Raw genomic sequence first — 13638 nt, 5'->3', positions numbered from 1 at the left:
CAGGACCCACACTGAGACTTCGGGGACACGGACCGGGAGGAATTTCCTGTGCGAACCGGCAGAGTGGCTGTTCTCGTCTTGGGCTGTCTGAGCGCCCTGACCGGGTTCGCGCTGCTCACTGCCGCGGTGTTTCTGGGGTGGGCCTACTTCATGCAACGCGACGGTGGGCACTTCACCTCGCCGCGTGAGCACTTCGAGACGAGTGAAAGTGCCCTGGTATCGGAGAAGGTCGATCTCTTCGAGGGCGCCGACTTGCCGGAAGGGTTCAGCACCGAGGACCTCGGCCGGGTATTGCTGCGAGCCACCGCGACCGATCCCAGCCAGGAGATCTTCATCGGGATCGGCCCTCGTGACGAGGTCGACAAGTACTTCACCGACGTTGCTCGCACCGAGGTGACAGACGTGCACTTCGATCCGTTCCGACCGACCTATCGGCAGATTCCTGGAACCCGGCCCGCGGAAGCACCAGGGGCGCAGTCGTTCTGGTCGACCTCTTCAGCGGGTCCCGGCACACAAGAAGTGCGCTGGGAGCTGCAGCAGGGTGCCTGGACGGCTGTCGTGATGAATGCCGACGCCACCCCCGGGGTGTCCGCCGACATTCAGGCCGGGGCACGCCTCGCCTTCCTCGGACCGCTCGCTCTGAGTGTCCTGATCGGCGCAGTCGTCTTTCTGATCATCGGAATCCCGTTGATCGTGGCAGGAGCGATCGGTCTGGGTCGGCACGGTCCGCCGCAACCGCATCCCGTCGGACGGGACGCAGCCGGCGACACGTTCGCCGGCGACGTCACCCACCCCCAGGTTCCATGGACCGTCTATCCCACTCGTCTCGTGGGTGAACTCGACGAGCCACTGTCGCGATGGCTGTGGCTGGTGAAGTGGTTACTGGCGATCCCGCACTACTTCGTGCTCTTCTTCCTCGGGGTCGCGTTCGTCGTCACCACCCTGGTGTCCGGATTCGTGATCCTGTTCACGGCGCGGTATCCGCGGGCCCTCTTCGACTTCGGCGTCGGCGTTCTCCGGTGGTGGTGGCGCGTGCAGTTCTATACCTACTCGGCCCTGGCGACGGACCGCTACCCACCCTTCACCCTGAAACGTACCGACTATCCGGCGGACTTCGACGTCGACTATCCCGTGCGGCTGTCCCGCGGACTGGTGCTCGTGAAGTGGTGGCTGTTGGCGATCCCGCACTACCTGATCCTGTCGCTACTCGCGGGAGGGTGGTTCGGGAGCTGGCGTGCCGGAGCGTTCGCCACCGACGGTGCGCACTACGGGCAGACGTGGCTCTTCGGTTCTCTGCTCGGTCTCGTGGTGACCTTCTCGGCAATTGCGCTTCTCTTCACCGGACGGTACCCACACGGTCTGTTCGACTTCGTGATGGGCATCAACCGCTGGGCGTTTCGCGTCGCGGCCTACGCGACCCTGATGCGGGACGAGTACCCACCGTTCCGCCTCGATCAGGGACCGTTCGAGCCAGATGAGCCCACGCCTCACTCGGGCGGAGCCGATTCCGGTGCCGACACCTCTCCGGAAAGGCCGCGCCCATGAAAGTACTGGTAGCGTACGCGACAGCGAAGGGCTCGACCCGCGGGATAGCCGAGAGACTCGGGTCGTGTATCGAAGGTTTCGGGCAGGAAGTCGATGTGCGGGCGGCCGCGGATGTGTCACATGTGCACTCCTACGACGTGATCGTTCTCGGAAGCGCGATCCATGACGGGCAGTGGCTCGCCGACGCTTCCGACGCGGTCGAGCGCCTGCGGTCGCAATTCGAGGGGAAGCGAGTATGGGCGTTCTCGGTGTCGTCGGTGGGCGTCACCAGCACGACTCTGTCCAAGCGGCTGGCGCGTCTTCTTCGTCGCATGACACCGGAGCCTCGAGCGGTGCAGTTGCTGCGGGATGCGGCCGACGTGCGCGACCACCGATTCTTCGCCGGGGCGATCGCCCCGGGTGATTGGCCAGGATTCGGGCGAGTCGTCTTCACGCTCATGGGTGGGCACTACGGCGACGCCCGGGACTGGTCGGACGTGTGCGCGTGGGCAGGCACCATCGCCGCCGAATCGACCCGGGACACCGAAAGACGGACCTAGACCCAGTGGTCGGCGCCGCGGAGGCATTGCTCTCGCGGTGCCGGGCCGGTGGAGGTGAGATCGGAGGAGCATCGATGAGTCCAGTGAAGAGGCGTGTGACGTGGGAGAGTCTGACAACGCCGCAGCGCGCCGCGCTGGTCGTGGCGGCGGCGGTGCAATTAGGGCTGGCCGTGGCGGCGTGGGCGGATCTGGCGAAGCGTGATCCCCGCGAGATCAGGGGGAGCCGAACTATTTGGGCTGCCGTGATCGCGGTGAACTTCATCGGACCCATTGCGTATTTCCGGTGGGCTCGCCGCACCCCGGAGGAGGCACGATGAAGGGCCGGAAACCGTTCAGGGTGAGCCGACTCCCTCGCTCTGCCTGACCTCGCGGCGGAGCGCATCGAGCTGCGGCGCCGTTCCGAGTGCAATGACAATGGTGCCCGGGTCCAGACGTCGCTCCAGCGGGGGATTGGCAACGAACTGCCCCGTCGGTGACCGCAACGCCATCAACAGCGAGCCGGTGGCCGCCGCGAGGTCCGCTTCCGCCAGCGTCCGCCCGGCCAGCGGCGAACCAGCCGAGACCTCGACCTCCTCGATCCGGTAGTCCAGTGTCTCGTCGTGCATCACGACGTCCAGGAACTCGGCGACGTGTGGCTGGAGCGCGAAGGCACCCATCCGGCGCCCCCCGATGAGCTGAGGGTTGACGACTCGGTTTGCTCCCGCCCGAATCAGCTTGGATGTCGAACCGTCGTTGCGGGCTCGGGCGATGATGATCAGGTCCGGCCGCAACGCGCGGCTCGAGAGGGTGACGTAGACATTGTCCGCGTCGGTGTCGAGCGCCGTGATCAGAGCGTGGGCACGGCCGATTCCCGCCGCTTCGAGAACCTCGTCGTCAGTGACATCCCCGACTACTGTCGGGACGTCGAGGTCGGCGAGGCGCTCCGGATCTCGATCGACGACGACGACCGGCATCCCGAGCGTGGCCAGATACTGCGCTCCGGCCCGTCCGACCCGGCCGAAACCACAGATGATCGCGTGCCCGGTCATCCGGCTGATGTGTCTGTCCATTCGCCGACGCTCCATGTGCTGACGTAGATGTCCCTCGATGAGTGCTTCGAGGATTACCCCGAAGGTGTACAGAGCCGTACCGGCACCCGCAAGTATGAGCAGGATCGTGAAGATCTGGCCCACCGCACCGAGTGGGTGGACCTCACGAAACCCGACCGTGCTGATCGTCGTCACGGTTTGGTACAGCGCATCCAGAATGCCGAAGCCCAGGACGACATACCCGAGCGTGCCTGCAACGACGACGACACCGAAGGCCCCCAGTGCGCGGCCGATCCTCAGGAGGGGACTCATCACGGTCCTCCCGGCCTGCCTTTCGTGGGGTGCCACGGTCACTTCCCTGCGTACCGAGGGCGGCGGTGCGGACCGGCAAAGATGACCGGGCACGCCGCGTGCATGAGGACGCCCGTGGCCGTGCGGCCGAGTATTCCGCGCGGTGCAGCGGGGACACCACGTCCGACGATCAGCAACTCGGCCGACGACGAGTAGCGGACCAACACTTCATCCGCCGGCGCCTCCGTGGTGATCGGGTCCACGACGACCTCGGGGAAGCGGCCCCTCTCCGGCGCCAACCATGCGTCGAGACGATCTCGCGCCTCGTCCGAACCTGCGGTGGGGTCCGGTATCGACGAATTCGGTCCGGTCGCGACGGAGTGCACAGCGCGCAGCACGGTCCCGCTCAGTTGTGCGTGCCGAAATGCATAGTGCAGGACGTCCGGTTCGCCGTCCGACCGTACTCCTGTCACAATCGATCCACCGGTGCGGCGAAACCCAGGCTTGACCACCGCAACTGGACAGGTGGAGCGTGAGATCAGCGCCGCGGTCGTCACGAGCGACGCGGGTGCGGAGGACGAGTCGCTCCTGGCGCCGAGCACCAGCAGTTCGGCCGCGTCCGCGGCCTCGAGGAGTGCTGTGAAGGACGTTCCCGCCCGCATCTCCATTCTGATTTCGGTGGTCCCGGGCCGCGTGGGTCCGGAGGCGGCGACGTGGCGGGCGACTTCCGCGGCCTCGGTGAGGTGCATGTGCGCGTCCTGGGCTCGCTGCCGCTCGTGCTCCCCGTGGTGTGCCTCGCCCCGTCGCCCACCTTCGGAGGGATCGTGCACGAAGAGCAGCCGCAACGGAACACGATGAAGGGCAGCAACTTCCGTCGCCCACGCGGCGGCGTTCAGCGCACCGCGCGAACCGTCGATCCCGACAACGATGTGACGAGGATGATGGGCGGCGTCACTCATTCCATTTTCCATTTTCCGTTTCTCCGGGTCGGGGCGAAAGCGTGGTCTGGGCAATCTGAGACTGGATCGGCATCCTCACGATCCGCAGCCGAGTCGGAAATGAACACCTCGCTCGTACTGAGTCACGACACGCATGAAGAGGGCAAGGAGAAGCCCGGGTGAAACGACTACGGCGAGAATGATCACGATAGACATGACGGCTCCCACGTCGACGAACGGGTACGTCTACATCGAAGGCGGCTGGGCGGCATGGCAGTAGGGCCGACGGTCACTAGTTGGGGCATTTCGTCAAGGGTGGTGGTCGTTCGCGGAGAGAGGCACTTCGGCCCTGTTCCCTCCCGGATCGACACCGCAAGGATCGAACTGGGGCACGGGATACACACGCGTCCGGACACTGGGAAGCAGGGTGACATGAGCGCGACCACAGCGACGCCGGCGGAGCGGCCGGAGCAAGTCTTTCAAGACCGACGGGAGGCCGGACGGGTCCTGGCAGGACTCCTCGAGGGCTTTCGCGGCAACCCCAAGGTCACCGTGCTCGGTCTGGCGCGGGGAGGCATCCCCGTGGCGTGGGAGGTGGCAGCCTCGTTGGGTGCCCCTCTCGACGCCTTCGTCGTGCGTAAACTCGGTGTGCCGGGCCACGCGGAGTTCGCGATGGGCGCACTGGCCAGCGGCGGAACCGTGGTGGTCAACGACGACTTGATACGAGACCTGCGAATCTCGCCGGAACAGATCCGCCGGGAGCTCGATCGCGAGGGCCGGGAACTGCTGCGACGGGAAGCCGTCTACCGAGAGAACCGACCTCCTCCCGACGTCGCCGACAAGATCGTCATCCTCGTCGACGACGGCCTCGCCACCGGCGCGAGTATGTTCGCTGCCGTCGACTCACTGCGCCGACAGGAACCTGCCCAGATCGTGGTGGCGGTGCCCGCCGCACCGGAGTCCACCTGCCGTGACCTCGGCGCCATGGTCGACGACGTGGTGTGCGCAACGATGCCGTTTCCCTTCCACGCAGTCGGCGAGTCGTTCTGGAACTTCGCACAGGTCACCGACAGCGAGGTCCTGACGCTCCTGCGCACGCCCACTTCCGCTGGGACAGCTCGTGATGCGAAGGCGCTCGAATTCGGTTCGGCAGCAACAGCTGTACGTATCGCGGCGCTCGATGCCCCGGACGGTGTCCCCTCGCTCAACGTGCTTCTCGATATGGTGGGTGACGCCCGGATCGTGGTGATCGGCGAAAGCTCGCACGGCACTCACGAGTTCTATGCGGCGCGCGCGGAAATCACCAAACGGCTCGTCGAGGACAAGGGATTCTCGGCGATTGCTGCGGAGGCCGACTGGCCGGACGCCTACCGCGTCAACCGCTACGTGCGCGGAGGTGGTCACGACACGACCGCCGAAGAAGCTCTCCGTGGGTTCGAGCGGTTCCCGTCCTGGATGTGGCGGAATGCCCCGGTACTGGACTTCGTCGGATGGTTGAAGGAACACAACGACCGCTCGAGGGCGCAAGGACGAACCCTCACGGGGTTCTACGGTCTCGATCTGTACAGTCTGCACAGATCGATGCGTGAGGTCGTGGAATACCTCGATCGGGTGGACCCCGCGGCCGCTCGGCGTGCGCGTGACCGCTACTCCTGCTTCGATCACCTCAGTGGCGACGATGGCCAATCATATGGCTACGCAGCGGCGTTCGGCGCAGGGGAGTCGTGCGAGCAGCAGGTTGTCGAACAACTCGTCGAGCTGCAACGCCATTCCCTGGAGTATGTTCGGCGCGACGGAATGGCCGCAGAGGACGAGCAGTTCTACGCCGAACGCAACGCGGTGAGTGTGTGCGATGCCGAGGGCTACTACCGAACGATGTTCAGTGGCCGCGTGTCCTCGTGGAACCTACGGGATCGTCATATGGTTCAGACACTGGCAGCCCTCGTCTCGCACCTCGACCGACACTCGGGTAAAGCATCTCGGATAGTGGTGTGGGCACACAACTCGCACGCCGGCGATGCGCGCGCAACCGAGGCCGGAACCCACGGCGAAGTGACCGTGGGGCAACTGGTGCGGGAAGCGTATCCCGCCGCCTGTCGGCTGATCGGGTTCACCACGTTCGAGGGTTCGGTCACCGCGGCGAGTCAGTGGGGTGGACCGGCCGAACGCAAGGAAGTGCGCCCGGCGTTGCCCGGTAGCGTCGAGGAACTCTTCCACGAACTCGGAGAGCCGTCCTTCCTCGTGCGCACAGACGAGGGGAACGCTGCCGCGAGGACACTGCGGGCGGCGAGACTGCAGCGGGCGATAGGGGTGATCTACCGACCCGAGACCGAGCGGCAGAGTCACTACTTCCACACCCGGATCTCGGATCAGTTCGATGCGGTAATCCATATCGACACGACCAGGGCGGTCGAGCCCCTCGAACGCACAAGTCTCTGGGTTGAAGGCGAAACACCGGAGACCTATCCCTCGGCGTTCTAGCAACCGGTCCCAGTCGTCCATGGTCTGTCAGGCAGGGAATCCGAGGCGTTCGAGTTCCTCTGCGACAACGAGGTCGACTTCCTCGTCGGTCAAGCCGCCGAGAAGGTGCAACAGCAGCATCGATCCCATCTCCCTCAGCCGAGCCGGGCGCCTCACGTATCTCCTGGTCGGGGTGGGTCGTGGGGTGTCTTCCCGTGTCTATGTTCCATCGAACCCGGTGTACGCGGGCCGGCCGAGAGGACTTGGTCCTTTACCGAGGGGCCACTAGGCATCGACTTGTGGCACCCGCCACGCGATCCGACCGGAGACTTCCTCGGCCGCGAAATGACATTCGGCCCTGTCTTCCGGGCCGCGGTCCGGCGACGCTGAGAGGGCACCGAGAAAACGAACAAGGGGTCGCGGCGTGCACCCGATCAGCTCTGGGTCGTGGGCGACCACGCTCGGACGAGCAACGGGAGCGGACGTGATCACTCGACTGCGATTCTCGCCCCGGAATCTGTCCCGTTCGGCACGATCGGGCCCACCACCCGACCCCGGCCCGCCGCCGGCCCCGTCGGCGGGTTCGTGGTGGCCGATGCTCGCCTTCTTCGGGATGCTGCTTGCGGTGGTCCTGGTGGCCTCGCTGGCAGGCTCGGGCGGCCAGACACTGTCATACAGCGATTTCCTGGGCAGGGTCGACTCCGGATCGGTCAAGACGGTGACCATCGACGGCGACGGCGGTGTCGACGGAACGCTCACCGACGACACATCCTTCGTGACCCAACTCCCGACGGCCCTGAATGTGACCGGTCTCGACCAGCGCCTGCAGGCCAAGAACATCCAGATCACCGCAAAGAAGGCGACCGGCAACGGGTGGGGGGCCCTGCTGGGTAGCCTGCTTCCGCTCGTGCTTCTCGGCGCACTGTTCTTCTGGGTCACCCGGCGGGCGCAGCACGCGTTCAGCGGAGGAGTCGGTGGTGCCGGCGCATTCGGCCGCTCCAAGGCGCGAGTGATCGAGGCGAAACGCCCAACCACCCGTTTCGCCGATGTCGCCGGCTACGAAGGGGTCAAGCAGGAAGTCAGCGAGGTCGTCGACTTCCTCCGCGATCCCGCGAAGTATGCCGCGGCCGGAGCTCAGGGGCCCAGGGGAGTCCTCATGATCGGACCGCCCGGAACGGGTAAGACGTTGATGGCGCGCGCGGTCGCCGGGGAGGCGAGCGTCCGGTTCCTCTCGGTCACCGGGTCCGAATTCGTCGAGATGTTCGTCGGTGTCGGCGCCTCCCGCGTCCGCGACTTATTCGCGCAGGCCCGCAAGAGTCCGCCCTCAATCGTCTTCATCGATGAAATCGACGCCATCGGCAGCCGGCGCGGCAGGGCCGGTTTCGGCGGGAACGAGGAACGCGAACAGACCCTCAACCAATTACTTGCAGAAATGGACGGTTTCGACCAGAGCGTGGGAATCGTGGTTCTCGCCGCCACCAACCGGCCGGAATCGCTGGATCCGGCGCTCCTGCGGCCCGGCCGGTTCGACCGCCGGGTGACGATTCCACTCCCCAATCAGACGGAACGGGCAGCAATCCTCGCAGTTCACGTCCGTGGCAAGCATCTCGGTCCGGACGTCGATCTCACCATCGTCGCCCGGGGCACCCCCGGATTCTCCGGCGCCGACCTGGCGAACGTCGTGAACGAGGCCGCGATCAACGCCGTACGTGGAGACCGGACCGTCATCTCCGCGCAGGATCTGGCCACCGCACGCGACCGGGTCCTGCTCGGGCGGCGCGACACCACGAACGCGCTGCTACCGGAGGAACGCCATTCGGTGGCAGTCCACGAATCCGGTCATGCACTTCTCGCCGCGCTGTGCCCGCATGCGGATCCGGTGGCGAAGGTGACGATCCTGCCCGCCGGAATGGCGCTGGGCGCCACCGAACAGCTCCCCGAGGTCGAACGGCATCTCTACAGCGAGAGCTACCTCGCTGATCTGCTCGCCGTGCGGGTGGCGGGGCGGGCCGCGGAACTCGTCGTGTTCGGTGAGGGCTCCACCGGCGCCGCGAACGACCTGATCGGCGCGACCGCCGTGGCTACACGGATGGTGCGTGAGTTCGGCCTGTCGAAAGCCTTGGGCCCGGTCGGATATGCGTCGGAGAGCTCCGAGTACCTGCATGCCGACCCCCCGGCCACCGCGCTGACCAGGCCCTACTCCGAGCAGACCCAGCGCGTCGTGGACAAAGAGGTGGCGGCGCTGCTCAGGGCGGCGGAAGCCCGGGCGACCGATCTTCTCGTCCGCCATCGCACCGCCCTGGATCGCCTCACCGCGCTGCTGGAGGAAAGGGAAACTGTGGACGGCTCCGTCGTCCTGGATACCCTCCGTGAGGAGTCCTACCCTGGCGACGCCCGCGCCGGGCGCAGCCCGGACGAACGACATCTCGGAGTCTTCTGACGGAGAGGTGGCCGCCGGGGACCTTCGGCCCTCGCGCCGCCCCGCAGGCAGCGTCGATGGTAGACGTATGGCATACGAAGTCGAACGGAACCCCGCGGTGAACCAGGATCAGGGGCGAGGCGGCGAGGCCGGCGCGCGTGAGGACGAGACGACGACAGTCTCCAATCCTGGTGCAGAGCACTCCATCCGTGACTCCGAACCACGACCGGTGCCGTTGCGGGTTGCGGCGCCGAGATTGTTCCGGTGTGCCGCGCGTACTGCGAACCTCCTCGGCCGCCGCCGTCTTCACCAACCGAAACGGCACAGGGGCCGGAGAATGACCTTCGCTGACGGCACCACCGGAGTCGTCTACCGCGAGACCGTCATGTGCGGTGAGTCTCCACCCCATCCGGCGGTCCTCGTCGTCTCCTTCCGACTGCGCGGTGTCCACGGCTGGGGTCACCCGCTGTTCAGAGCCGAAAGCCTGCTCAACACAGCATTGTTCGCGGGGTTCCCCGGATTCGTGTCGAAGCTGTGGCTCACCGCGGACGAAGAGGACCGGTACCGCGGTTTCTACCAGTGGGACGGCGCACGCTCCGCCGAGGAGTACGTCCGGGTGTTGTGGTGGCCTCTCGCGCTGGTGAGCCATCGGTCCTCGATCCGATACTGCATCTTGCCCGGTCGTCTTCGCGACGACGTTCTCGAACGCGCCGAGTCAGGAGAGGACACCGCACAGCCTGACACGGCGTGGTGGCGGCTCGTCCGGACGGAGACGAAACCGAGATGACCGCGCCGGACGGGCAGCCTCTCGACGTGCTCGTCGTCGGCGCAGGCCCGACCGGACTCGCCGCGGCGCTGATCGCTCATGATCACGGCGCACACGTGCGCATCCTCGACCGCAGACCCGACGCACCCCGATTCTCGCGGGCTTTCCTCGTCCAGTCCCGGACCCTCGAAGTGCTGCGGCCGCACGGTGTGACCGAGGAACTCCTCGCGCTCGGAGACTCCAACCCGCAGGTGCACCTCCACCTGCGTCGGCGCTGTGTGCCCGTCGACATGGGTGAAATGCGGCTGCCGGACACCGCATTCCCGAATTTCCTGCTCGTGCGGCAAGCCGACGTGGAAGCCGTTCTGCGACGAGCACTCCGCGGCCGTGGCGTCGAGGTGGAGTGGGAGACGCAGTACGAGTCCTTCCGGGCAGTCGACGGAGTCGTCTGCGATGTGACGCATCACGGCATCCGCCGACAAGTCGCGGCCCGGTTCCTCGTCGGCTGTGACGGGAGCACCAGCACGGTGCGCGCGACGGCCGGCATCTCCTGGGACGGGTCGGTGTACCCGCACGAGATTCTCCTCGCCGACGTCGAACTCGACGGTGAGGTCCAGACCGGCGTCGCACACGTCGCGGTCCACCGTGAGGGGCTGCTGTTCCTGCTGCCGCTGGGCGAAACCGCTCGCTGGCGGGTGCTCACCGCCCAACCCCCGAACTGCGCGGAGGCCCCGACCGACCGACACCACCTGCAGAAGATCCTCGACAGGGCTGACGTGCATGCCCGCATCACCCGGATCGCCTGGTCGGAGCGGGTACCGGTCCAGCACCGCGTCGCGTCCCGGTATCGATGCGGGCCGGTCTTTCTCGCAGGCGACGCCGCTCATGCCTTCTCCCCGGCGGGCGGCCAGGGCATGAACACAGGTATCCAGGACTCTGCCGACCTGGGGTGGAAACTCGCGTTCGCGGCACACCTCCGGCCCGGTGGCGACGCCACCCTGTTGCGGTCGTATGCGGAGGACCGTCGGCCCGCCGCCCACCAGGTGCTGCTGCTGACCCACATGCTGTTCTGGGCCGAGGCCGGCCGCGGTCGGGTGCCGTCGCTTCTACGCGGCGCCTTCTCCTCCGCAGGGGCACCGCTGGTCCCGGTGCTGCTGCGGCGGCGTCGGCTGGTCGCGCACGCGGTGCGAGTGCTCGCCCAGCTTCGCCGGCACTATCGGCGCGGTCCACTGTCGGTCGAGGGGTCCGGCGATTCCGGCGTCGCCGCCTCGGCCGGTGAGCGGATCCCGGACGAGGAAGTGACCGTCGACGGCGGCCGGCAACGTCTGCACGACCTGATCGCGACGCCGGCAGTACAGGTGCTCCTACATCGGGACACGCAGTGGGGAATGCCGCCGGCGCCTGACGGACGGCTACAGGTCCACCGAATTCGCAGCTGGTCGGGTACCGGCATCGTGATCGTTAGACCAGACGGATACGTCGGGTTTCGGAGCGGCTCCGACACTCAGGGGGCCGCCGAGTGGCTGGAACTGATCGGAGCGTCTCCGGCACGCTCGACGTGACGTTGCGGCATCTCCGGTCGGCGCCGGCTGAGGACCGCGATTGGCGACCAATGGCCCTGGAATGCCTGGGTCGGACGGAAGTAGGTTCGGGACAGGCCTGAGAATGTTCCGGCCCGAGGAGGTTCTGATGGGATTCGCCGATCGCGCTGATGCGGGACGACGCCTGGCCAGACGCCTGCGCGAGTTTCGAGGACGAGACGTCGTGGTGCTGGGGTTACCCCGAGGGGGAGTGCCGGTCGCATTCGAGGTCGCGAAGGCATTGCACGCCCCTCTCGACGTGATCGTGGTCCGCAAGCTCGGTGTCCCGTACCAGCCCGAACTGGCCTTCGGCGCGATCGGCGAAGGCGGCGTACGGGTGATCAACACCGAAGTCGTCAGTCGGGTCGGTCTGACCGTCACCGATATCGCCGCCGTCGAACGCACCCAGTTGGCGGAACTTCGTCACCGCGCTGAACGAGTGCGGGAGAAGTTCGGCCGGATCCCGCTGGGGGGACGGATTGCGTTGATCGTCGACGACGGCGTGGCGACCGGTGCGACCGCGCGGGCCGCGTGCCAGGTCGCGCGCGCACAGGGTGCCGCGCGGGTCGTCATCGCAGTCCCGATAGGGTCGCCGCGCCGGATCGACGACCTCGCCGAGGACGCCGACGAGGTCGTGTGCATGCAGACCCCGAAAGGATTCTCCGCTGTCGGACAGGGATACTACGAGTTTTCCCAGACCACCGACGAAGACGTGACCGAACTATTGCAGTGTGCACGCAGCGGCTTCGGAGAACCCGCCGCCACGTCACCGGACACCGGTGACGATCCGCCGATTCGCGACGACATCGAGGTCGACGTGGGCCGGGTCCGGCTTGCCGGGCACCTCGTCGTTCCGGAAAACGCCATCGGGATAGTCGTGTTCGCCCACGGCAGCGGCAGCAGCCGCCACAGCCCTCGCAACCGCTACGTCGCCCAGATCCTGAACCGGGCCGGACTTGCCACCCTCCTGTTCGACCTACTCACCGCCGCAGAAGAAGGCGACCGCACGCTGGTATTCGACATCGACCTCCTCGCCGAGCGGCTCGTCGCGGCCACCCGGTGGCTCGGGACACGATCGGACACCGTCGGTCTGCCGATCGGCTACTTCGGGGCCAGCACGGGCGCCGCAGCAGCACTGCGCGCGGGCACCGACTCCCACGTCGATATCAAGGCGATCGTCTCCCGCGGTGGCCGAGCCGACCTCGCCGGTGAGCGTCTGACCGAGGTCCGAACCCCCACGCTGTTGATTGTCGGCTCCCGCGATGAAGCCGTCCTCGACCTCAATCGCCGCGCGCAGGCCGTGATCCCGGGCACGTGCCGGATCGAGATCGTGCCCGGTGCCACCCACCTGTTCGAAGAACCCGGCACCCTCGAACGGGCTGCAGTACTGGCCCGCGAATGGTTCACCACATACCTCCCGTCCACGCTGTCACCCCCTGCGCCGCAGTACGCAACGATAGAACCCGAATGCCCCCCTGGACCTCCCTCGAAGGCCACATGATCCGCGTCGAGGAACACCTCGACAAGGGCCGCTACACCCTGCGCGCCGAACTCCCCGGCATTCCGCACGAAGGAACCGCGGCCCGAGGCATCCGAAAAGGCAGTCTCTGAACGTACTTGCTCGTCCGGCCGCAGGCTCCGAACATCGGCCGTGCTCAGCTCTCCGGCAAGCCGGGTTGCGGTGCATCCGCGTGTGGTGTCCGGATCAGCGATTGACGCAGACGGGACCATTGATGGGTCCAGCTCTGCAGGGGCGCCAGTGCCTGCTCGATCAGTTCCATCTGATGGTCGAAAGCCGACAGTTCTGCCTGCAATGCCTGCACTGTCAACCGCTGGGCGTGTAATTCCTCGACCAGGACGTCGAACTCCGCGACCAACGGTGGGGCCAGCTCGACCAACTGCTGAAGCGACTCCAGCATTCGGGTCACCGGCACCGCGACGGGCTCAGGTATTGCGCTGACCGCCTCGCCTCCCATTGTTCCCAAGAGGCGGGTCACGGCGCGTGTTCCCTCCAGCAATTCGTCCATCGCGGAGTGAAGCAAGCTGTATCGGTACGTCTCTGCCTTCCGGTC

12 protein-coding genes are annotated in these 13638 nt (G+C 66.6%); 9 read left to right on the top strand and 3 right to left on the bottom strand.

What is annotated here, in order from left to right; genetic code table 11:
* Positions 1 to 48 precede the first annotated feature (48 nt).
* From FND50_RS19020 to FND50_RS19010, 3 genes are all read left to right on the top strand, one after another.
* A complete protein-coding gene (locus tag FND50_RS19020; RefSeq protein WP_144286714.1) occupies positions 49 to 1545 on the top strand; it encodes a DUF4389 domain-containing protein in 1497 nt (498 codons plus the stop codon).
* A complete protein-coding gene (locus FND50_RS19015) occupies positions 1542 to 2084 on the top strand; it encodes a flavodoxin domain-containing protein (RefSeq protein WP_144286713.1) in 543 nt (180 codons plus the stop codon). Before FND50_RS19020 ends, FND50_RS19015 begins: the two co-directional genes overlap by 4 nt.
* A gap of 74 nt (positions 2085 to 2158) precedes the next feature.
* Positions 2159 to 2401, top strand: a complete 243-nt coding sequence (locus FND50_RS19010; RefSeq protein WP_144286712.1) for a PLDc N-terminal domain-containing protein — start codon at positions 2159 to 2161, stop codon at positions 2399 to 2401.
* Between the two features lie 15 nt (positions 2402 to 2416).
* On the opposite strand, the gene FND50_RS19005 is transcribed toward FND50_RS19010, so the two are convergent.
* Together FND50_RS19005 and FND50_RS19000 are read right to left on the bottom strand one after the other, a co-directional pair.
* Positions 2417 to 3424, bottom strand: coding sequence for a TrkA family potassium uptake protein (locus FND50_RS19005; RefSeq protein WP_144286711.1), 1008 nt, complete (start codon positions 3422 to 3424; stop codon positions 2417 to 2419).
* Positions 3425 to 3462: 38 nt separating this feature from the next.
* The gene (locus tag FND50_RS19000; RefSeq protein ID WP_144286710.1) at positions 3463 to 4362 is read right to left on the bottom strand and encodes a universal stress protein; all 900 of its coding nucleotides are present in this window, start codon (positions 4360 to 4362) and stop codon (positions 3463 to 3465) included.
* 411 nt (positions 4363 to 4773) lie between these two features.
* Here FND50_RS19000 and FND50_RS18990 point away from each other — a divergent pair, with 411 nt between their 5' ends.
* The 6 genes from FND50_RS18990 to FND50_RS18965 all read left to right on the top strand — a co-directional run bounded on the left by FND50_RS18990 (position 4774) and on the right by FND50_RS18965 (position 13177).
* Complete coding sequence (locus FND50_RS18990; protein WP_144286709.1) at positions 4774 to 6822, top strand: erythromycin esterase family protein; 2049 nt, start codon at positions 4774 to 4776, stop codon at positions 6820 to 6822.
* 463 nt (positions 6823 to 7285) lie between these two features.
* On the top strand, positions 7286 to 9241 hold the full coding sequence (gene ftsH / locus FND50_RS18985) for an ATP-dependent zinc metalloprotease FtsH (RefSeq protein WP_260850496.1): 1956 nt from the start codon (positions 7286 to 7288) through the stop codon (positions 9239 to 9241).
* A 316-nt stretch (positions 9242 to 9557) separates the two neighbouring features.
* Positions 9558 to 10007, top strand: a complete 450-nt coding sequence (locus FND50_RS18980; RefSeq protein WP_144286708.1) for a hypothetical protein — start codon at positions 9558 to 9560, stop codon at positions 10005 to 10007.
* Positions 10004 to 11548: an FAD-dependent monooxygenase gene (locus FND50_RS18975; protein ID WP_144286707.1), complete on the top strand. Its 1545-nt coding sequence runs from the start codon at positions 10004 to 10006 to the stop codon at positions 11546 to 11548. Before FND50_RS18980 ends, FND50_RS18975 begins: the two co-directional genes overlap by 4 nt.
* 127 nt (positions 11549 to 11675) lie before the next feature.
* Complete coding sequence (locus FND50_RS18970; protein ID WP_186301083.1) at positions 11676 to 13067, top strand: alpha/beta family hydrolase; 1392 nt, start codon at positions 11676 to 11678, stop codon at positions 13065 to 13067.
* Entirely contained in the window at positions 13034 to 13177 is a 144-nt protein-coding gene (locus FND50_RS18965; protein ID WP_260850494.1) for a hypothetical protein, read from the top strand. Before FND50_RS18970 ends, FND50_RS18965 begins: the two co-directional genes overlap by 34 nt.
* A gap of 44 nt (positions 13178 to 13221) precedes the next feature.
* Here the strand turns inward: FND50_RS18965 and FND50_RS18960 are convergent, their stop codons facing one another.
* A complete protein-coding gene (locus FND50_RS18960; protein ID WP_260850493.1) occupies positions 13222 to 13563 on the bottom strand; it encodes a hypothetical protein in 342 nt (113 codons plus the stop codon).
* Positions 13564 to 13638 lie beyond the last annotated feature (75 nt).

Origin of the sequence: Rhodococcus sp. WB9 (assembly GCF_007558985.1) — a bacterium.
GTDB lineage: Bacteria > Actinomycetota > Actinomycetes > Mycobacteriales > Mycobacteriaceae > Rhodococcus_F > Rhodococcus_F opacus.
Note: the sequence above shows the minus strand (reverse complement) of the source record. Positions and strands in the feature narration are given on the sequence as shown.